This is a genomic window from Micromonospora sp. CNZ285, assembly GCF_004637285.1.
Genome location: NZ_SPQD01000001.1, coordinates 1,073,759 through 1,093,020, shown reverse-complemented (window position 1 = coordinate 1,093,020; position 19,262 = coordinate 1,073,759). Strand labels below are relative to the sequence as shown.

Genomic DNA, 19,262 nt, shown 5'->3' with positions numbered 1-19,262 from the left:
GATGCCGGTGGAGATCGCGGCGAGCGCGGTGCGGACCTGCTTCGGCGACGGTGACGCCACGTTCGCCGCGCTGCTCGGCGGCCGGTGCGGGGTGGCGCCGCTGTCCGGCTACGACCCGGCCGCCGTGCACGTGCGCCACGGCTACCCGATCCCGGACGGCTCCGGCGGCGAGTTGTGGCCCGCCGCGGGCTGGCTGCGCGACTGCGTCCGGCGGGCGCTCGCCGACGCGGCGCTCGACCCGGCCCGGCACCGCGTCGCGGCGCTGGTCGGCACCGGGCTGCGCGAGCTGCGCGCGGTCGAGCGGGCGGTGGCCGACCGGGCGCCGTTCCGCGCGGGCGGGCTGCACTTCCGGTCCGCCGTCGCGGACGCCGGCGTGCCCGGCGCGGTCACCGTCGCGAACGCGTGCAGCGCGGGCGGTCACGTCCTCGCGCTCGCGCAGGACATGATCGAACTCGGTGAGGCCGACGCCGTCGTCGTCGCGGCCACCGACGCGATGACCGAGTCGATGCTCGCGATGATCGGCCGGGTCGCCGACGAGCCCGCCGACCGGGTACGCCCCTTCGACCGGGACCGGGCCGGCGTGCTGCTGGGCGAGGGGGCCGCCGCGCTCGTGGTGACCCGGGCCGGGCTGGCGCCACGCGTGCTGGCCCGGGTGGTCGCCACCGGACTGTCCTGCGACGCGTACCACGAGACCGCGCCGTCGGCCGAGGGCGTCCGCCGGGCGATGGACGACGCGTACGCCCGGGGCGCCCGGGAGCCGGCCGACGCGGGCCTGGTGGTGGCGCACGGCACGGGCACGGCGCTCAACGACCCGACGGAGGCGACGGCGCTCGTGGCGCTGGGCGGCCCCACCACCGTCACCGGCGTCAAGGGCGCGATCGGGCACACCTCCGGCACCGCCGCGCTGCACGGTCTCGACGTCGCCGTCCGCTGCCTGCGCGCCGGGGTGGTGCCGCCGATCACCGGGTTGCGCACGCCGCTGCCCGAGGCCGAGGGCCTCGACCTGGTCCGCGACCGTCCGGCCCGGACTCGGGCGACGCTGGCGCAGGTGAACGCGTTCGGCTTCGGCGGGGTCAACGCGGCGACGCTCGTCGAGGCCGCCCGGTGACCGCCTCCGGCGCGGAGGCGGCGCTCACCGCCTGGTACGCGTACCAGCCCGGGCCGGACGCGCCGCCGGCGGAGCGGGCCCGGACCGTCCTCGGGCGCAAGGGACTGCTGTACAAGGAGACGGCGACCCGGCTGGCCCTGTGCGCGGTGCACCGGGCGCTCGGCCGGGCCGACGGCGACGGCACCCCGCCGGAGCGGGTCGACCCGCGTACGGCGGTGGTGGCCAGCAGCAACCTGGGCAACGTCGGCACCGTCGCCGGGATCGTCACCACCGCCCGCGCCGACGGCTGGCGGGCGGTGTCCCCGCTGTCAGCGCCGAACGCCTCCCCCAACGTGATGGCCAGCTCGGTGGCGATCTGGTTCGGCTTCGGCGGCCCGAACCTGATGTGCTGCTCCGGGGCCACCTCCGGCCTGGACGCGCTCGCCGCCGGGCTGCGGCTGCTGGCGGCGGGCCGGGCCGACCGGGTGGTGGTGGTCGGCGCCGAGCCGGACGACGACACCGCCGTCGCGCTGCACGCGACCCGCCCGGGCCGGCCGGGTCCGCTGCGTGCCGGCGCCGCCTGCCTGGTGCTGGAGCCGCTCGACCGGGTGCCCGGGCCGCACCTGGTCGTCGGTCCGGTGCGGACGGTGCCGGGTGACCCGCCGGAGGGCCACGCCACCGGCGGCGAGGGCGGCCACTACGGCGCCGACGGCCTGGTCCCTGTCGCGCTGGCGGCGGACGCCCTGCGCGCGCCCGGCGGGCCGGTGCGGGTGGAGGTCCGCTGCGGCGACGACGAGGACGGGTTCCGCGCGGTCACGGTACGCGCCGCGGCGGAACCCGGGCCCGCACCCCGATCCGACAGTCGAGAGGAGACCCGGTGACAGCGGTCCTGCCGGACGAGACCACCACCGTGGCGCTGCGCCCCCGCTTCGAGGGCGCCAACATCCGTACCTGGGTGGGGTTCAAACACTTCATGTACCTGGCCGAGGAGGCGGTGCTCGCCTGGTTCCGCGAGCGCGGCGCCGGGCCGTCGCGGCTGTACCACGAGCACGGCCTCGGCCTGGTGATCACCGACGCCTCGGTGCAGTTGCCGGCGGTGCTCGACGTGGACGACGAGGTGAGCGCCGAGGCGCGGCACCGCGGCGGCGGCGAGTTCGCGGTGCGGCTGACCGCGCGCGGCGTGCCGGTGCTGCGCGGCCGGGTCCGCGCGGCGCTGGTCCGGACCGGCCCGGCCGTCGACGTCGCGGTCCCCGGTGACGTGCCGGTCGTGGCCGAGGTCCGGGCGGACGATCCCGCACCCGTCGCCGACGCGGCCGGTACGCCGTTCGAGTGGCGGTGGCGGGCGCCGTACTTCTACTGCCAGTACTCGCAGCCGGTGCAGCACTCCGGCTACGTACGCGCGGTCGAGGAGGTGGTGGACCGGTTCCTGGCGGCGCGCGGCATCTCCGTCGGCCGGATGCTCGACGTGCGCGGCTGGATCCCGGTGGTGTCCCGCGCGTCCGTGCGGGTCCTCGCCGCCGCGCGGATGGAGGAGGAGATCGAGACCACGTTCACCGTCACCGACGTGCTGCGCGGGACCATGTTCGACGCCGACGTCCGCTTCGCCGTGCGGCGTGACGGCGAGCGGGTGCCGGTGGCCCACGCCCGCATCCTGCACGGGTACGCGATCAGCCGCGGCCCGGACGCGGGACGGCTGGCCGAGTTCGACGACGAGGTCGTCGCCGCGCTGCTCGGGACGGCGTGATGGGCGCCCGGAGCGTCGCGGAGGAGCGGCTGCGCCGCAAGCAGCGTCTCGCGGCGGCGTTGCGGCTGTTCCACAGGTACGGCTTCGACGAGGGCGCCGGCGGTCACCTCACCGTCCGCGACCCGGGCGAGCGGCACCGGTTCTGGATCAACCCGTTCGGCCGGTCGTTCGGCCGGCTGCGGGTGAGCGACCTGCTGCTTGTGGACTCCGACGGCACCGTCGTGGACGGCGAGGGCACGATCAACCCGGCCGGCTACGCCATCCACAGCCGCATCCACGCGGTCCGCCCGGACGTCGTGGCGGCCGCGCACAGCCACAGCGTGTACGGGCGCGCGTTCGCCACGCTGGGCCGGCTGCTCGACCCGCTGACCCAGGACGCGTGCGCGTTCTACGAGGACCACGGCCTGCACGACGGCTACTCCGGGGTGGTCCTCGACCGCGACGAGGCGGACCGGATCGCCAAGGCGCTCGGCCCCGGCAAGGCGGTCATCCTGCGTAACCACGGCCTGCTGACCGTGGGCGGCAGCGTGGACGAGGCGGCCTGGTGGTTCTTCAGCATGGACCGGTGCTGCCGGATCCAGCTCGCGGCGGAGGCGGCCGGCACGCCGGTGCCGATCGCGCCCGCCGAGGCCCGCCTCACCCGGGCCACCATCGGCACCCCGGGGCTGGGCCGGCTGAACTTCCGCCCGATGTACGAGGACGTCGTGCACGCCGAGCCGGACCTGCTCGACTAGGGCCGCCGGACCAGGACGTGCGGCTGGGTGTACCCGGCCAGTCCCCAGTGCCCGTTCTCCACCCCGGGGCCGCTGTCCTTCCGCCCGCCGAACGGCAGGTCGGGCCGGACCCCGGCGGCGTGCGCGTTCACCGACACCTGGCCCACGTCCAGGCGGGCGGCCACCGCGGCGGCCCGGTCCGGGTCCGCCGACCAGACCGAGGCGGTCAGGCCGAACGGTGTCGCGTCGGCCCGGGTGAGCGCCTCCTCGACGTCGTCGAACGCCAGCACCGGCAGCACCGGCCCGAACTGCTCCTCGGTGACGACCCGGTCGGTGTCGGACACCCCGGACAGGACGGTGGGCGGATGGAAGTGACCGGGCCCGTCGACGGCTCGACCACCGGCGGCGACTGTCGCGCCGCCGGCGACGGCCGCGCGGACGAGCCCTGCCACGTACTCCCGCTGGGCCTTGGTGGTCACCGGGCCGAGCCGGACACCGGGGTCGGCGCCGGGGCCCATCCGGACCGTGGCGGCGCGGTCGGCGAGCGCCTCGACGAGCGCGTCGTGCACGGGCCGGGCCACGTACACCCGCTTGACCGCCATGCACATCTGGCCGCTGTTGGCGAAGGCCGCCCAGAACAGGTCGTCGGCGATCCGCGCCGGGTCGGCGTCGTCGAGCACCACCGCGGCGTCGTTGCCGCCGAGTTCGAGCGTGACCCGCCGGAGCCGGGCGGCGGCCTCCGCCGCGACCCGCCGGCCGGTAGCGGTCGACCCGGTGAAGGTGATCTTCCTGGGTACGGGGTGGGCGCACAGCCACGCCCCGAGCGGGTCCGGCCCGGTCACCACGTTGAGCACGCCGGGTGGCAGCAGGTCACGAAGCAGTTCGCCGAGGGCGAGCGTGGCGAGCGGGGTGTGCGGGGAGGGCTTCAGCACCACGGTGTTGCCCGCCCGCAGCGCCGGAGCGATCTTCCAGGCGGCGAGCGCGAGCGGATAGTTCCACGGCGTGACGGCGGCGACGACGCCGAGGGGCCGCGCGGTGACGATCGCGGTGTCGCGTCGCCCGTCGACGATCTGTGGTCCGGTCTCGATGCCCGCGAAGTAGTGCAGCCACGCGGCGGCGGCGCGTACCTCGGTGGTCGCCTCGGCCAGCGGTTTGCCCTGCTCGGCGGTGACCAGCGCGGCGAGGTCGGCGACGGCGCCGAGGACCGCCCGGGCCGCGGCGCGCAGCACGCCGCGCCGCGCCTCGTCGTCGTGAGCCCACCTCGGGTACGCGGTGGCCGCCGCGGCCATCGCCCGGTCGAGCAGCTCGGGCGGGCAGGCCGGGGCGGTGGCGAACACCGCGCCGGTGGCGGGGTCGACGACGTCGAAGGTTCCGGCGCCGGCGGCCGGGCGGCCGTCGACGGTCATCGTCAGCGCCACGGCTGCCCCTCCGTCGCTGGTGCCTGCGGCTGGCAGCGTATCCGCGGGTGCGCGGGGCGGGCAGCGTGCACGTTGTCCCGCCGCGGCGCTCCGCCCATCATGAGAGTCGGACCGGTCCGTGCGCTCCCCCGTCCGTCGCGCGCGTCGGGGCCGGCCTGGGGCCGTCGCGCGGAAACCCGCTCCCGGCCCCCTTCCGGCGCCTAGCGTGGGACGAGGGGCGGCCTGCCGGAGGCGCCGGTGAGCGGAGGGAGAACGCGGTGACGGAGCCGGAGGAGGAGCAGGAGAAGACCCGCAAGACCGATCGGGTGCTGTTCTCGCCCGACGGCGACCCGCACCACACACTCGCCGAGGCGCCCCAGCCGGACGAGCACCTGCCGCCCACAGTCACCCGCGACGGCCACACGGACGTGCTCGACGACGAGCAGTGACCGCACCGTCCCGCCCGGCCCGCCGGCCGGGCGGGACGTGTCGCGGCCGGGCCGGCGGAACCTCCCCGTCGCCGGGACGTGCCGCGGTCAGACCGGCGGGATGCCGGAGCGGCCGATGTCCGACATGTCGTCGCCGATCTCGGTGCGGGTGCCGGCCACCGGCCCGGCGCCGGCCTCGGTGCGGTCCTCCACGCAGGCGTCGCCCAGCCCGTGCATCAGCTCGCCGACCACGGCGAGCGCCGAGCCCTTGTCCGGGCAGGGTGCCCCGGTGGCGAGCAGCTGACCGTCTCCGCCGACGACGGTGAACCCCACACTGCCGTCGGCCTCGCTCTCGATGACGAACTTCACCGTGCTCCTCCCGCCCCGCTCAGCTCACGCCGTGCGTCTGCAACCACAGCTCCAGCAGGCCCAGTTGCCACAGCTTGTTGCTGCCGGCGGCGGCCTGGGCCCGGTCCGGCTCGGCCAGCAGCTCGTCGACGTACGCCCGGCGGAACAGCCCGCGCCGGCGCGCCTCGGGCGCACCCAGCGCCTCGACCACCAACTGTCGCACGGGACCGTCGACGTTGCGCAGCGCCGGCACCGGGAAGTAGCCCTTGGGCCGGTCGATGACCTCGGCCGGCAGCACCTCGCGGGCCACCTCCTTGAGCACGCCCTTGCCGCCCTGGGCCAGCTTGTGCTCCGGCGGGCACGCCGCGGCGAGGGTGACCAGGTCCTGGTCGAGGAAGGGCGTACGCACCTCCAGCCCCCACGCCATGCTCATGCTGTCCACCCGCTTCACCGGGTCGTCGGGCAGCATCAGGTGGGTGTCCAGGCGCAGCACGGCGTCCACGGCGGTCTGCGCGCCCGGCGCGGCCAGGTCGGCGGCGACCAGCTCGCCGCTGGCGTCGCCGTCGCAGGCGTACGCCGGTTCGACCACCTCGGTCAGCTCGGCGTGGTCGCGGTCGAAGAACGCGGCGGTGAACTCGGCCGTCGCGTCCTCGCGGGCCGCGTCGGCAAGCCGGTGGTGGTAGCCGTAGCCGGCGAACACCTCGTCGGCGCCCTGGCCGGACTGCGCCACCTTCACGTGCCGGGCGACCTGCTCGGAGAGCAGGTGGAACGCCACCACGTCGTGGCTGCCCATCGGTTCGGTCATTGCTGCCACGGTGGCGCGTACGGCCGGGCCGAGGTCGCCGTCGGCGAGCCGGATGCGGTGGTGGTCGGTGCCGAACGTGCGGGCCACCAGGTCGGAGTAGTGGAACTCGTCGCCGGTCTCGTCGCCGCGGCTGTCGAAACCGATGCTGAACGTCTGGAGGTGGTGCTGTCCGGCGCCGTCCAGCAGCGCCACGATCATGCTGGAGTCCAGGCCACCGGAGAGCAGCACCCCGACCGGCACGTCCGCGACCAGCCGGCGGCGTACGGCGGTGCGCAGCGCGTCCCCGACGGCGGCCCGCCAGTCGGCGGCGTCCATGCCCTCGTGGGCCGGGTCGCGCCGGTACTCGGGCCGCCAGTAGACACGCTCGCGGCTGCGCCCGTCGGCCTCGACCACCCGGACGGTGGCCGGCGGCAGCTTGCGGATGCCGCGCAGGATCGTGCGCGGCGCCGGCACGATCGAGTGCCAGGACAGGTAGTGGTGCAGCGCGACCGGGTCGACGCCGGTGTCCACGTCACCGCCGGCCAGCAGCGCCGGCAGCGTGGAGGCGAACCGGAGCCGGCCGGGCGACTCGGCGAGGTAGAGCGGTTTGATGCCGAGCCGGTCGCGGGCCAGCACGAGGCGGCGCCGCCGCCGGTCCACCAGCGCCACGGCGAACATGCCGACCAGGTGGTCGACGAACCGCTCCCCCCACTGCGCGTACGCCACCAGGATCACCTCGGTGTCGCTGGTGCTGTGGAAGGTGTGCCCGGCCGCGCGCAGCTCGTCGCGCAGCTCCGGGTAGTTGTAGACGCAGCCGTTGAAGACCAGGGCCAGGCCGAGGTCGTCGCGGACCATCGGCTGGGCGCCGGCCGCGGACAGGTCGATCACTGTGAGCCGGCGGTGCCCGAGGGTGATCCAGCCGTCACTCCACGCGCCCTCGCCGTCCGGTCCGCGGGAGCGCATGGCGGCGGTCATCCGGCTCACCGCGGCCGCGTCGGGGGTGGCCCCGTCGAATCTGGCCTCACCGCTGATCCCGCACATCTCAGCGTCCACCGGTCGGTCGAGGAGCACCCACCACGCCAACCTCCCGCCACGTCGCTCCCGGGCGGTCCGCCGGGTACGGCGACTACCCGGCCTGTGGCGAAGGAAACCCGGATGGGCTGTTGGCGAGCCGGGCACGGCGTGCCGTCGTACGGTGGCGGTACGGGCCATGTCCCCGGGCGGTCCGGCCACGGGACGTGGCCAGGATCAACGACGCCTGCCAGGAGGACGTGTGTTCGCCAATTCCGAGGAACTCCTGCGATACCTCGCCAACGAGGACGTGAAGTTCGTCGACGTACGTTTCTGTGACCTGCCCGGCGTGATGCAGCACTTCAACCTGCCGGTCGAGTCGTTCGACGACAGCGTCTTCACCGACGGCCTCGCCTTCGACGGATCCTCGATCCGCGGCTTCCAGGCCATCCACGAGTCCGACATGCTCCTGCTGCCGGACGTCGCCACCGCCTTCATCGACCCGTTCCGGGCCCAGAAGACGCTCGCGCTGAACTTCTTCATCCACGACCCGTTCACCCGCGAGGCGTACTCCCGGGACCCGCGCAACGTCGCGAAGAAGGCCGAGGCGTACCTCGCCGCCAGCGGCATCGCCGACACCGCCTACTTCGGCGCCGAGGCGGAGTTCTACATCTTCGACTCCATCCGCCACGAGACCTCGGCGCACCAGTCGTTCTACTACATCGACTCGATCGAGGGCGCCTGGAACAGCGGCCGGATCGAGGAGGGCGGCAACCGCGGCTACAAGACCGCCTACAAGGGCGGCTACTTCCCGGTGCCGCCGGTGGACCACTACGCCGACCTGCGCGACCGGATCGTGCGGCGCCTCGTCGACGGCGGCTTCACCGTCGAGCGGTCGCACCACGAGGTCGGCACCGCGGGCCAGTCGGAGATCAACTACAAGTTCTCCACGCTGCTGCACGCCGCCGACCAGCTCCAGCTGTTCAAGTACATCGTCAAGAACGAGACCTGGGCCGCCGGCAAGACCGCGACGTTCATGCCCAAGCCGCTGTTCGGTGACAACGGCTCCGGCATGCACACCCACCAGAGCCTCTGGCGTGGCGGCGAGCCGCTGTTCTACGACGAGACCGGCTACGCCGGCCTGTCCGACACCGCCCGCTGGTACATCGGCGGCCTGCTGCACCACGCTCCCTCGCTGCTGGCCTTCACCAACCCGACGGTGAACTCCTACCGTCGTCTGGTGCCGGGCTTCGAGGCGCCGGTCAACCTGGTCTACTCCCAGCGCAACCGCTCCGCCTGCACCCGCATCCCGGTGACCGGCAGCAACCCGAAGGCCAAGCGCGTCGAGTTCCGCGTCCCCGACCCGTCCAGCAACCCGTACCTGGCGTTCTCGGCGATGATGATGGCCGGTCTCGACGGCATCAAGAACAAGATCGAGCCGCCGGCGCCGATCGACAAGGACCTCTACGACCTCCCGCCGGAGGAGTGGGGCGACGTCAAGCAGGTCCCGGGTTCGCTGCCCGAGGCGCTGGCGGCGCTGGAGACTGACCACGACTACCTGCTCGACGGCAACGTCTTCACCGCCGACCTGATCTCCACCTGGGTCGACTGGAAGAACGCCAACGAGGTCGACCCGGTCCGGCTGCGGCCCACTCCGCACGAGTTCGCGCTCTACTTCGACTGCTGAGCCGTACCGCCACCGCCCCCGCCACCCGCGGGGGCGGTGGTCGGCGGAAACGGCCTCGGGCCGGCCCCCGCCCTCGTACCGTCGAGACATGACTCCGCCTCACGTCGACACGCCGACCGTTCCGTGCCGGTGGAGCCGTCGGTGAGGCCACGGCCCACCACCACCGCCACCACCACCCCGCAGATCCCCACCGTCCTGACCCTCGGGGTGGAAGAGGAGTTCCTGCTGCTGGATCCGGCCACCGGCGAGAGCATGCCGGTCGCCGACCGGGTACGCGGCGCGCTGTCCGGCACCGCCCGCGAGCAGAGCCGGCAGGAGTTCCGGCACAGCATGGTCGAGATGGTGACGCCGGTCAGTCCTGATCTCGGAGAGCTGCGGGAGCACCTGGTCACGCTGCGCCGGGCGGCCGCGCGGGCGGCCGACGCGGCCGGGGCGCGGCTGGTCGCCGTCGGCGCCACCCCGGTCTGCGAGGCCCACCGCACGGTGCCCGACGAGCAGCGCTACCACGACATGTCCCGCCGGTTCGGCCCGGTGGCCCACGACCCGGCGGTCTGCGGCTGCCACGTCCACGTCGGCGTGCCGGACCGGGAACTGGCAGTGCAGGTCTGCAACCACCTGCGCCCGTGGCTGCCGGTGGTGCAGGCGCTCACCGCGAACTCGCCGCTGCACGACGGGCGGGACACCGGCCACGCGAGCTGGCGATCGATGCAGCTGGAACGGTGGCCGAGTATCGGACCGACGCCGCACTTCGACTCCGCCGCCGACTACGACGCCACGGTGGCGGACCTGATCACCGCCGGGATCATGCTCGACGCCGCGATGGTCTACTGGTACGCCCGCCCGTCCGCGTCGTATCCGACGGTGGAGGTCCGGGTCGGCGACGTGTGCCCCACCGTGGACGACACCGTGCTGGTCGCCGGGCTGGTCCGGGCGCTCGTGGCCACGCTGATCGACGACGTCCGCGCCGGTGTGCCGGCACCCCGCATCCGGGACTGCCTGGTCGCCGCCGCGCACTGGCGGGCCGCCCACGACGGCGTCGACGGCCGGCTCGTCGACCTGCGCACCGGACGGCCCCGGCCCGCCTGGGACCTCGTCGACGACCTGGTCGTCACCGTCACGCCCGCGCTGACCCGCCACGGCGACCTGGACCTGGTCCGGCGCGAGCTGGACCGGGTGCGCCGGGACGGCACCGGCGCCACCCGGCAACGACGGATCATGGCCGGGACCGGCGGGGACGTCCGCGCCGTGCTCGATCACCTGGCCGCGCAGACCGTCTCGACGTGAGTCGATGACCTCCCCGGACCGGACCGGAGACCGGTCAGCGCAACCCGGCGAACAGGTCGTCCTCGGGGGTGGCCGCGCCGGTGGTGTCCCGCACCCGCACGAACGTCTCCATGCCCATCAGCTCGGTGAACCGCTCCTGCCCCAGCCGCAGGAAGAAGATGTTCTCCGCCTGGCTGGCGTGCGCGGCGAGCGAGGCGAACTTCTGCCCGCCGTAGCCGCTGGTGTCGACCCAGGTGGTGATCTCGTCGTCCGGCAGGCCCAGCGCCGGCATCTCGTCGGTCGCCTCCGGCTCGGGGAACTCCACCCCGATCTCCCGCATGATGGTGCCGAACTGCTGGAACGCGCTGCGCGGCACGGTGGTCCAGTAGACCTTGGCCGGGATGCCGGTCTGCTCGACAGCCGCCATCGTGATGCGGTGGGCCTGGATGTGGTCCGGGTGGCCGTAGAAGCCGTTCTCGTCGTAGGTGACCACCACGTCGGGGCGGTAGCGCCGGATCAGCTCGGCCAGCCGGCCGGCCGCCTCGGCCACCGGCGTGTTCCAGAACGCGCCGGGCGCCTCGTTCGTCGCCCAGCCCATCATCCCCGAGTCGCCGTAGTCGAGCGTCTCCAGGTGGGTGACCTTGAGCGCCTCGCAGCTCGCGGCCAGCTCGGCGCGGCGCATCTCGACCACGGCCTTCGGGTCGTGCCCGGGGTCGCCCGGCTTGATCCCGCCGGGACCGTCGCCGCACCCCCCGTCGGTGCACGTCACGAGCACTGTGGTGACGCCCTCGGCCGCGTAGCGCGCCAGGACGCCGCCGGTGCTCGTCGCCTCGTCGTCGGGGTGCGCGTGCACCGCCATCAGGGTCAGGGATCGATCGGTCACCCCGTCACCATACGAGCATCGGCCGACGAACTAGCATTGCCCGGTCCGCAGACGGCGACGGAAGCGAGGCGCGATGGGTTGGCTCCAGCGGTTGCTCGGTGGCGGACGGGTCGAACTGGACCCCGCACGTCAGCAGGAGCTGCTGCGGGACGTGCGGCGGTCCTACGGGGCGCACGCCCGCCTCCGGTTCCCGGAGCAGGCCGACGCGATCACCCGGCTGCTGTCCGATGACGACGGTCTCGTGGTGGCCGCCGGGATCGTCTGCGAGGCCGCCGACCAGGCGCACGCCGACCTCCAGGGGCAGGCGCAGGAGGTGTTCCGGCGTACCGGGCGGCGGCTGCTGGTGCACCGCCGCAACTACCGGCCCCTGTGGAAGGAGGCCGGGCCCGCGCTGCGCTGGCCGCTCGGCGCGCTACCAAGCGGGTTGCACCCGTACGCGCAGGTCAGCGCCGCCGTGGCGGTGGTCGGCGGGCGGGCCGACCGGCTGGACCGGGTGACCGACCCGCAGCCGGTCGTGACGCGCCTGTTCGAGGTGCTCGACCTGACCACCGCCGGCTGGGAGTTCGGCCGGGTGCGTGTGGACACCGACAGCGCGACGCTGGTGGAGCGGCTGATGGGCACCGGCGCGCGGGTGCTCGCGACGATGGACGACCCGCCCCGGCTGCCGCCGGCGGTACGGGAGATGATGCGCCGCAACCACCGCATCGCCGTGTACGACCCGGCCGGTCCCCGGGTGGTCGGCGAGCTGAACCTGGGTGCGCGGCTGCGCGAGACGCTGCTGGCCTGACCGGCGGTACGCCCCGCCCCGGCCGGTGGCCGCGGCGGGGCGCGCCTGTGCTCAGGTGGTCGTGCAGGTGAGGTTCGCCGGCGGGTTGTTGGTGCCGTTGGCGGCACCGATGAAGCCGAACGTGGTGGAGCCGCCGGCCGGCAGCGAGCCGTTGTAGTCGACGTTGCGCACCGTCACGTTCGCGCCGCTCTGGGTGTGCGTGCCGCTCCAGATCTGGTTGATCACCTGCCCGTTCGGGAACGTCCAGGAGACCGTCCAGCCGCGGATCGCGGTGGCGCCGGCGGTCACCGTGACCTCGGCCTGGAAGCCACCGGACCAGGAGCCGGTGATCGCGTACGTGGCACGCGCGCCGGACGGCGCCGGGGAGCTGGTGGTGGGCGCCGGGCTCGGCGTCGTACCCGATGTGGGTGTGACGGTAGGGGTCGGCGACGGCGTCACGCCGGACCGGGCCGCACGGTAGGTGTGCCCGGCCCGGACGGTGAGCGCGACGACGTCGGGCTCCGGCCGGGTGGCGGCGGGTGTGCTGCCGTCGGTGACGTCGGCGAGGGTGAAGGCGCCGGTGAGCAGCCGGGACCGCAGTCGCAGCGTGCCGTCGCGGTCGGCGCGGACGGTGATCTCGTCGGCCTGGCCGCTGCTCCAGGTCAGCGCCACCGTGTAGCCGCCCCGGCCGCGCAGGCCCGCTACCTGCCCGGCGGGCCAGGCGGTGGGCAGCGCGGGCAGCAGGTGCAGCTCGCCGGTGTGGCTGTGCAGCAGCATCTCGGCGATGCCGGAGGTGGCGCCGAAGTTGCCGTCGATCTGGAACGGCGGGTGCAGGTCGAACATGTTCGGCGCGAGCCGGTCGGTGCGGACCAGGTCGCGCAGGAGCTTGTGGGCGCGGGCGCCGTCCTCCAGCCGGGCCCAGAAATTAATCTTCCAGGCGAGGGACCAGCCGGTCCCGTCGTCGCCCCGCAGCTCCAGCGTCCTGCGGGCGGCCTCGTACAGCGCCGGAGTGCCGCGCTTGGTGATCTGGTTGCTGGGATGCAGCCCGTACAGGTGGGAGACGTGCCTGTGGGTGCGCTCGGTCTCGACCCAGTCGGCCAGCCACTCCTGCACGTTGCCCCGGGAACCGACGCGGCTCGGCGGCAGCCGGTCCTTGGCGGTGCGTACCTGGGACCGGAAGGTGGTGTCGACGCCGAGCACCTCGCTGGCCCGGGCCGCCGCGTCGAACAGGTCACGCAGGATCTGGTTGTCCATCGTCGGGCCGGCGCAGACGCTGGCGTTCGCGTGGTGCGCCAGCTCCGGCGAGTTCGACGGGTTCGTCACCAGGTAGCCGAGCGTCGGATGGGCGACCAGGGTGTCGAGGAAGAACTGGGCGGCACCCTTGAGCGCCGGGTAGTTGGCCTGCAGGAAACCGCTGTCGCCGGTGAACAGGTAGTGGTCCCAGATGAGCGTGCTCAGCCAGGCCCCGCCGGTCTGCCACATGCCCCAGAACGCGCCGTCCACGACCGACGCGCCCCGCCAGGCGTCGGTGTTGTGGTGGGTGACCCAGCCGCCGGCGCCGTACTGCGCCTGGGCGACCCGCGCGCCGGCCACGGTGAGGTCCTTGACCATGTCGAAGACCGGCAGGAGGCACTCGGACAGGTTCGTGGTGTCGGCCGGCCAGTAGTTCATCGGCAGGTTGGCGTTGACCGTGTACTTCGAGTCCCAGGACGGCGTCAGCGAGTCGTTCCAGATGCCCTGGAGGTTCGCCGGCTGGGTGCCCGGCCGCGACGAGGAGATCAGCAGGTACCGCCCGAACTGGAACAGCAGCGCGGCGAACTGCGGGTCGTTGGTGCTCGCGTGCTGCGCGATCCGTACGTCGGTGGGCTGGTCGGCGGCGGCAGTGCGGCCCAGGTCGATCGTGACCCGGTTGAACAGCGCCTGGTAGTCGGCGCGGTGGCGGGTGCGGAGCTGGTCGACGGCGACGCTCTTGGCGGCGTTGAGCCGGTTGCGCGCGATGCCCTGGTAGTCGCCGTTGACGGTGCGGTAGTTGACGTAGCTGGACCCGATCGAGACCAGGACCGTCACGCTGGTGGCACCTGATACCCGCAGCGTGCCGCCGGAACTGCTCACCGTGCCACCGGTGACGGCGGCGTGGGCCAGCGCGAGGAACCGCACCGAGCCGGTGACCCCCTCCATCGACCCGGAGACGCCGTCGAGGGCGATGGTCGCGCCGTCCGGGCTGGACACGGTGGTCCGCTGCGGGCTGTCGAACGCGGCGGAGAACGTGATCGCGTTCGCCCGGTCGGCGGTCAGCCGGAGCACTATGACCTGGTCGGGCGCGCTGGCGAACACCTCCCGCTGGTGCCGTACGCCGCCCTGCACGTACGTGGTGGTGACGGTGGCGGTGGTGAGGTCGAGCGTCCGGTTGTACTGCGTCGCCCCGCTCGCCGAACCGAAGGCGAGCCGGAGGTCGCCGACGGTCTGGTAGGCGAGCTGACCACCAGGGCTGCCCATCATGGTCTGGTTGATCAGGTCCTGGGCCGAGGTCCACTGGTCGGCGAAGACACGACGCCGGATCTCGGCCAGGTTGGCCGCGCCCCTGGTGTTCGCCGAGTCGTACGGGCCGCCGGCCCAGACGGTGTCCTCGTTGAGCTGGAGCCGTTCGGTGTCGACGTTGCCGAACACCATCGCTCCGAGGCGCCCGTTGCCGATCGGCAGGGCGCGCAGCCAGTCGGTGCCGGCCGGTTCGTCGTACCAGAGTGCCAGGTCGTTCGCGGCCAGCACCTGTGGTGGCGCCGCCGAGCCGGCGCGTGCGGCGGCGCTCCAGGCGGCCGGCACCAGCGCGGCACCGGCGCCCGCCGCCGTGGCCTTGATGATGTTTCGTCGTGTCACTTCGGACATGCTTTCTCCCAACCGCGCGCATCAGAGGCGGGCCCGGGTGCACGACAATCCTGTTATCGCTAACAGACCATCTCGCGCACCCGGACGCCGCATTCCCTGCCACTACGCGCCCAGGGCTCCCGACCGGGCGACACATCAGCCAACATGGACTCTCATGGATGAAGTGACACCGCGTCAAGGGGTGTTACCGCTAACAGATCCGATCCGTGGCGCACGCGGCGGGCCGAGCGGGGCGCCGGCGCGGCCGGCCGGCCCACCCGGGCCACGTGCACGATCCGCTCCGGCGCCACGTCCAGCAGCGTGCCGAGCGCGTCCCGGGTGGCGGCCACGTCGACGAGCTGACTGAGCGGGTGCGCGGCCAGCCCTGCCGTGTGCAGCGTCAGCCACATCCGCATCAGCACCCGTCCGAACTCGACCTGACCGGCCGCGTCCAGACCGGGCGGCGCGACGAGCGCCAGCACCCCGCCGCCCTGCGCCAGCGGATCACCGCCCGCGGCGGCGAGCAGCCGGGGCAGCCCCAGCGGGCGCAACGCCGGGTACGCCGCCAGCGCCGCCCGCAGCCCGGCGGCAGTGGCCCGGCCCAGCCCGAGGCAGCTGTCACTGAGCCCGTCCGCCCGGTAGCGCGGGCCCGACCGGTCCAGGCGCAGCCAGCGGCGCAGCTCCGCGACCACCGCCGGGTCGGCGTACACCTGCCGGTCGGCAGTGCGCAGCAGCGCGCGCAGCCGCCCGGCCGCCGGCACGGCGCGGACCGCGCCACCGGCCCGGCGGGCGACCGCGTCCACCGCCGCGACCACGTCGGCGTCCGGGCCGCCGGTGAAGCGGCCCCGGTGGGTACGCCGGTCCCACACGTCGGCGGTGCGGAACGGCGTCCGGTACGGCCGCCGTGCCGGCCGCAGCCGCCCCACCCGCCGGTCGGACTCGTCGTGGTCGGCGGCCCAGTCCAGCCGCAGCCCCGCGTCGGCGGCGACGATCAGGCAGGTCTCCACAAACGCGCCCAGCGACAGCCGCAGGTCCCGCCCGGTCGGATCGCCCGCGGGCAGCGCGTCGGCCGGGTCCCAGCCGACGGTGATCGCCCAGCGCTCGTAGCGCAGCCGCCACGGCTGGGTGTTGTGCGCGCTCGGCGCCCGCCAGCACAGCGGCTCCAGCGCGTGGAACGCGGCGAGATCCATGCTCACCGCTCCCTGGCGTAGAACGTGTAGCCGTGCAGCGGGCGTCCGCCGAGGCGCCGGTACTGGGCGGCCGACGCCGGGTTGTCCCGCCCGACGTACGTGCTGCGCAGCGCCGTGTAGCCGCCGTCGTGCAGGTTGCGGTGCAGGTGCGCGGAGAGCAGCCGCTGGTAACCGCGCCCCTGGAACTCCGGCACCACGCCCTTGACGATCAGCACCGCCTCCCGGCGGTACCGGTGGCGGGTGGCCAGCAGACGAAGCTGGTTGACCGGGTTCAGGTCGCCGCGGACCGCGACCAGGAAGTCGCTGATGTCCGGTACGCAGAGCACGAACGCCACCGGCCGCCCGTCGCGGGTCAGGTAGAGCAGGAGTGACTCGTCCAGCAGGTACGCCAGGCCGTCGGTCTGCCGCCGCAACTGCGCCTCGGAGATCGGCGTGTAGTAGCCGAGCTGGGCGAAGGAGTCGTTGAGCATCCCGCGCAGCAGGCCGAGCTGCTCGTCGAGCCGCCTGGTGTTCCCCCGGTGCAGGTCCAGCCGGGAGCCGTCGGGCTGGACGCCCAGGCCGGGAGCCGGTCCGGTCGGTGGCGGCACCGGGCAGATCCAGGTGTCGGAGACGAACCGCCCGGTGAACCCGTTCTCCTCGTACGCGTCCGGGTAGTACGGCGGGTTCCACGCGCTGTCCACGAAACCCCGGTCGGCGTACCCGGAGGTGATCACGCCGCCGGCCTGGTTGGGCAGCAGCGCCACCGGCCCGAACAGCAGGTCCCGGCCGGGCGTGGCGTGCGCGGCGATCGCGTCGAACAGCGGCCGGGCGGCCGGCGCGGTGAACTCGGTGAGCCCGAACAGCTGGCAGCGGCGGCCCAGCTCGGCGTCGAAGTCCGCGTCGGTGTGCAGCGTGGTCCGCCCGGCCACGGTGCCGGTGGCGTCGCGCAGCACGTACATCGGCACGCCGTCGCGCCACCAGCGGCGGATCTGCTGCCGGGGCGTCGGCACGTACCGGGGCTCGTCCGCGTACAGCCGGTCGGTGAGGGTGAGGAAGTCGCGCAGGCCGCGCCGGCCGGTGACGCGCTCGAACCGGTGGCCGGTCACCGGCGCACCGCCGGTCCGGCCGTCTCCGCGCCCAGCGGCGTGAACCGCTCGATGTGGCCCATCGCGCCGTCCTCGGCCCGCCACGCGCCGTTGGAGTAGCCGTCCGGGGACGCGGTGTAGAGCCGGATGAACCCGGCGGTGGCGTTACGGGTGCCGTCGGTCAGCCACATCATCAGCTTGCGGTGGTGCCGGGTCCGGGCGAAGCGCAGCAGCGCGTCCCGGTCGGTGAAGAACGCGATCGTGCCGAGCGTCAGCGGGAACTGCCAGTAGACGGTGTGCCAGCAGTAGCCGGACATGCGGCGCATGTCGCGCACCATCCGGATCCAGTCGGGGGCCAGGCGCAGCAGCACCAGCGGGTTCGCGTACCGGGTGCCGCCGATGAACATGGCGCCGGCGCGGGCCTGGGCCGGGGCGCGGGAGAAGTCACGGGTACGCATCGTTCACCTCACCAGGTAGACGTTCTTGATCTTCTGCATGTCGGCGAACGGGCCGCCGTCCGGTTCGTGCAGCTCGACCCGCAGGTCGCCGGCGGTCGGGTCCTCCACCAGGGACTGCGCGAAGTCCCGCGACACCGAGGTCAGGTGCGCGCGTACCCCGTCACGGCACGCCTCGGCGAGCGCCGCGCGGGCCGCGGGGTCCAGCGTGCGGCGCAGCTCGACGTGGATCACCGGCCGGGTCTCCAGCGCCGCGTCCTCGTGCAGGGTGAGGCAGAACCTGTTGATCTCGGCGGCGTACGGGTTGCCGGTGTAGAGGCCGTACTCGACGTCCTGCGGGTAGAGGTTCGCGCCCAGGTAGGACACGGTCGAGTCGCTGCGGCCGAACAACAGCAGCAGCGGCAGCGTCATCCGCTCCTCGGCCACCGCGGTACGGAACTCGGCGCGGCGTACCGGGTCGGCCTGCGCCAGCTCGACGATCCGCCGGTACGGCACCAGCAGCGCCTCGTCGCCGACGTTGTAACGCAGCCGGGGCTGGAGCACGTACGGGCTCGTCACCGTGCAGAGCAGTTCCCGCCGCTCGTTGGTCTCCAGGTAGGTGGCGAACGGGTTGTACTGGAACACCATCGGCAGCCGCTGCTCGCCCCGGCCGAGCAGTTCCGCGCGCAGTCCCGCGTCGGTGCGCAGCCGCCGCCGCAGCCACACCGTGAACCGGGTCTCCGCGCCGATGCCGATGGTCAGGTCCGACGCCCCGTACGCCGACCGCACCCGCACGAACCGCTGTTCCAGGTAGTCGCGCAGCGCCTCGGTCATCCCCTCGCCGCCGCAACTGGCGAAGATCCGGTACCGCGACCACTGGAAGTCCTCGGCGTCGAGCCGGTCCCGCAGGTGCTTGAGGAACGGCGGGTACGCGGTCACCAGGTAGTCGTGGCCGGGACCGAACTCGCGCAGCGTGTCGACGATCTTCCCGAGGTCCGGGCCGGTGTTCTTCACGGTGGCGATCCGGGCCATCGCCGCGCCCGTGGTGGTGCCGGTCGCCCAGGCGCCCATCGAGTACGCGTTTATGACGAACGGCCGGCGCATCGGGAACGCCAGTCCGGTATAGCCGACGATGTCGCGGTGGACCGCCCGCAGCTCCCGCTCGCCGCGCGGCCAGTTGAACGGCCGCCCGGACGAGCCGGCCGACTCGTCGACCACCACGCCCCGCTCCGGCATCCGCCCGTCCCGGCACCGGGCGGAGGCGTCGTACGCCATGACGTACCCGCGCTTGTCGGTCTCCGGGAAGTCCCGCAGCCGGCGGCGCAGGCCGCCCGGGCGGGCCCGCAGGAACGCCTGGTAAGCAGGCACCCGCCGGGCGGCCCGCACGCAGGTCGACCGCGCGTTCGCGGCGGCGAGCCGGTCGAGGACCGGGTGGTGGCGCCGGGCCAGCCAGCGCCAGCCGGCCGGGTGGTGGGCGACGAGCCGGGCCAGCGCGGCGACCGCGCGGCCGGCGGGGGCCAGCGCGGCCTCGGCGGGCAGGGGCGTGTCGACGGTACGTGCAGCGGCGTGTCGGTGCAGCGTCTCGGCCATGACAAGCATCC

17 protein-coding genes are annotated in these 19,262 nt (G+C 74.0%); 8 read left to right on the top strand and 9 right to left on the bottom strand.

Features of this window, described 5'->3' with window-relative positions; genetic code table 11:
- The first annotated feature begins 1 nt into the window (after position 1).
- Genes CLT75_RS04895 through CLT75_RS04880 form a run of 4 tightly spaced genes read left to right on the top strand, consistent with a single transcriptional unit; the run spans position 2 to position 3,565 of the window.
- Positions 2 to 1,108, top strand: a complete 1,107-nt coding sequence (locus tag CLT75_RS04895) for a beta-ketoacyl synthase N-terminal-like domain-containing protein (RefSeq protein ID WP_135239682.1) — start codon at positions 2 to 4, stop codon at positions 1,106 to 1,108.
- On the top strand, positions 1,105 to 1,968 hold the full coding sequence (locus CLT75_RS04890; RefSeq protein ID WP_135239681.1) for a beta-ketoacyl synthase N-terminal-like domain-containing protein: 864 nt from the start codon (positions 1,105 to 1,107) through the stop codon (positions 1,966 to 1,968). Before CLT75_RS04895 ends, CLT75_RS04890 begins: the two co-directional genes overlap by 4 nt.
- The gene (locus tag CLT75_RS04885; protein WP_486485061.1) at positions 1,965 to 2,831 is read left to right on the top strand and encodes an acyl-CoA thioesterase; all 867 of its coding nucleotides are present in this window, start codon (positions 1,965 to 1,967) and stop codon (positions 2,829 to 2,831) included. Before CLT75_RS04890 ends, CLT75_RS04885 begins: the two co-directional genes overlap by 4 nt.
- Positions 2,831 to 3,565: a class II aldolase/adducin family protein gene (locus CLT75_RS04880; RefSeq protein ID WP_135239680.1), complete on the top strand. Its 735-nt coding sequence runs from the start codon at positions 2,831 to 2,833 to the stop codon at positions 3,563 to 3,565. Before CLT75_RS04885 ends, CLT75_RS04880 begins: the two co-directional genes overlap by 1 nt.
- Here CLT75_RS04880 and CLT75_RS04875 read toward each other — a convergent pair.
- Positions 3,562 to 4,962 carry an aldehyde dehydrogenase family protein gene (locus CLT75_RS04875; RefSeq protein ID WP_486485060.1) on the bottom strand — a complete coding sequence of 467 codons (1,401 nt, stop codon included), beginning with the start codon at positions 4,960 to 4,962 and terminating at the stop codon, positions 3,562 to 3,564. The two genes, CLT75_RS04880 and CLT75_RS04875, sit on opposite strands and share 4 nt — an antisense overlap.
- Before the next feature lie 257 nt (positions 4,963 to 5,219).
- Between CLT75_RS04875 and CLT75_RS32530 the strand changes: the two genes are divergently transcribed.
- On the top strand, positions 5,220 to 5,390 hold the full coding sequence (locus tag CLT75_RS32530) for a hypothetical protein (RefSeq protein ID WP_013285860.1): 171 nt from the start codon (positions 5,220 to 5,222) through the stop codon (positions 5,388 to 5,390).
- A gap of 87 nt (positions 5,391 to 5,477) precedes the next feature.
- Here the strand turns inward: CLT75_RS32530 and CLT75_RS04870 are convergent, their stop codons facing one another.
- Together CLT75_RS04870 and CLT75_RS04865 are read right to left on the bottom strand one after the other, a co-directional pair.
- Entirely contained in the window at positions 5,478 to 5,738 is a 261-nt protein-coding gene (locus CLT75_RS04870) for a YegP family protein (protein ID WP_135239679.1), read from the bottom strand.
- A 19-nt stretch (positions 5,739 to 5,757) separates the two neighbouring features.
- Positions 5,758 to 7,542: an N-acetylglutaminylglutamine amidotransferase gene (locus CLT75_RS04865; protein WP_135243903.1), complete on the bottom strand. Its 1,785-nt coding sequence runs from the start codon at positions 7,540 to 7,542 to the stop codon at positions 5,758 to 5,760.
- A gap of 232 nt (positions 7,543 to 7,774) precedes the next feature.
- On the opposite strand from CLT75_RS04865, the gene glnA reads away from it, so the two are divergent.
- Entirely contained in the window at positions 7,775 to 9,199 is a 1,425-nt protein-coding gene (gene glnA / locus CLT75_RS04860; RefSeq protein ID WP_135239678.1) for a type I glutamate--ammonia ligase, read from the top strand.
- A 141-nt stretch (positions 9,200 to 9,340) separates the two neighbouring features.
- Positions 9,341 to 10,483, top strand: coding sequence for a glutamate--cysteine ligase (locus tag CLT75_RS04855; RefSeq protein WP_135239677.1), 1,143 nt, complete (start codon positions 9,341 to 9,343; stop codon positions 10,481 to 10,483).
- A gap of 34 nt (positions 10,484 to 10,517) precedes the next feature.
- Here CLT75_RS04855 and CLT75_RS04850 read toward each other — a convergent pair whose 3' ends face one another.
- Positions 10,518 to 11,345 carry a PIG-L family deacetylase gene (locus tag CLT75_RS04850; RefSeq protein WP_135239676.1) on the bottom strand — a complete coding sequence of 276 codons (828 nt, stop codon included), beginning with the start codon at positions 11,343 to 11,345 and terminating at the stop codon, positions 10,518 to 10,520.
- A 73-nt stretch (positions 11,346 to 11,418) separates the two neighbouring features.
- Here CLT75_RS04850 and CLT75_RS04845 point away from each other — a divergent pair, with 73 nt between their 5' ends.
- On the top strand, positions 11,419 to 12,132 hold the full coding sequence (locus CLT75_RS04845) for a hypothetical protein (protein ID WP_135239675.1): 714 nt from the start codon (positions 11,419 to 11,421) through the stop codon (positions 12,130 to 12,132).
- Between the two features lie 51 nt (positions 12,133 to 12,183).
- Here CLT75_RS04845 and CLT75_RS04840 read toward each other — a convergent pair whose 3' ends face one another.
- The 5 genes from CLT75_RS04840 to CLT75_RS04820 all read right to left on the bottom strand — a co-directional run bounded on the left by CLT75_RS04840 (position 12,184) and on the right by CLT75_RS04820 (position 19,251).
- Entirely contained in the window at positions 12,184 to 14,994 is a 2,811-nt protein-coding gene (locus CLT75_RS04840) for a glycosyl hydrolase family 95 catalytic domain-containing protein (protein ID WP_135239674.1), read from the bottom strand.
- A gap of 152 nt (positions 14,995 to 15,146) precedes the next feature.
- Positions 15,147 to 16,163 carry a nitroreductase family protein gene (locus CLT75_RS04835; protein ID WP_135239673.1) on the bottom strand — a complete coding sequence of 339 codons (1,017 nt, stop codon included), beginning with the start codon at positions 16,161 to 16,163 and terminating at the stop codon, positions 15,147 to 15,149.
- Positions 16,164 to 16,165: 2 nt separating this feature from the next.
- On the bottom strand, positions 16,166 to 17,248 hold the full coding sequence (locus tag CLT75_RS04830; protein WP_135239672.1) for a GNAT family N-acetyltransferase: 1,083 nt from the start codon (positions 17,246 to 17,248) through the stop codon (positions 16,166 to 16,168).
- Positions 17,245 to 17,685 (bottom strand): DUF4188 domain-containing protein, encoded by a 441-nt coding sequence (locus CLT75_RS04825; RefSeq protein ID WP_135239671.1) that lies wholly within the window; start codon positions 17,683 to 17,685, stop codon positions 17,245 to 17,247. The genes CLT75_RS04830 and CLT75_RS04825 overlap by 4 nt, the downstream gene beginning before the upstream one ends.
- Before the next feature lie 3 nt (positions 17,686 to 17,688).
- Positions 17,689 to 19,251 carry a phenylacetate--CoA ligase family protein gene (locus CLT75_RS04820; RefSeq protein WP_135239670.1) on the bottom strand — a complete coding sequence of 521 codons (1,563 nt, stop codon included), beginning with the start codon at positions 19,249 to 19,251 and terminating at the stop codon, positions 17,689 to 17,691.
- Positions 19,252 to 19,262 lie beyond the last annotated feature (11 nt).

Bases quoted from the DNA above. Each gene is read 5' to 3' on its own strand.
- CLT75_RS04845 (WP_135239675.1), top strand. From the start codon at position 11,419: ATGGGTTGGCTCCAGCGGTTGCTCGGTGGCGGACGGGTCGAACTGGAC.
- CLT75_RS04820 (WP_135239670.1), bottom strand. From the start codon at position 19,251: ATGGCCGAGACGCTGCACCGACACGCCGCTGCACGTACCGTCGACACG.
- CLT75_RS04880 (WP_135239680.1), top strand. From the start codon at position 2,831: ATGGGCGCCCGGAGCGTCGCGGAGGAGCGGCTGCGCCGCAAGCAGCGT.
- CLT75_RS04835 (WP_135239673.1), bottom strand. From the start codon at position 16,163: ATGGATCTCGCCGCGTTCCACGCGCTGGAGCCGCTGTGCTGGCGGGCG.
- CLT75_RS04895 (WP_135239682.1), top strand. From the start codon at position 2: ATGCCGGTGGAGATCGCGGCGAGCGCGGTGCGGACCTGCTTCGGCGAC.
- CLT75_RS04865 (WP_135243903.1), bottom strand. From the start codon at position 7,542: ATGTGCGGGATCAGCGGTGAGGCCAGATTCGACGGGGCCACCCCCGAC.
- CLT75_RS04825 (WP_135239671.1), bottom strand. From the start codon at position 17,685: ATGCGTACCCGTGACTTCTCCCGCGCCCCGGCCCAGGCCCGCGCCGGC.
- CLT75_RS04840 (WP_135239674.1), bottom strand. From the start codon at position 14,994: ATGTCCGAAGTGACACGACGAAACATCATCAAGGCCACGGCGGCGGGC.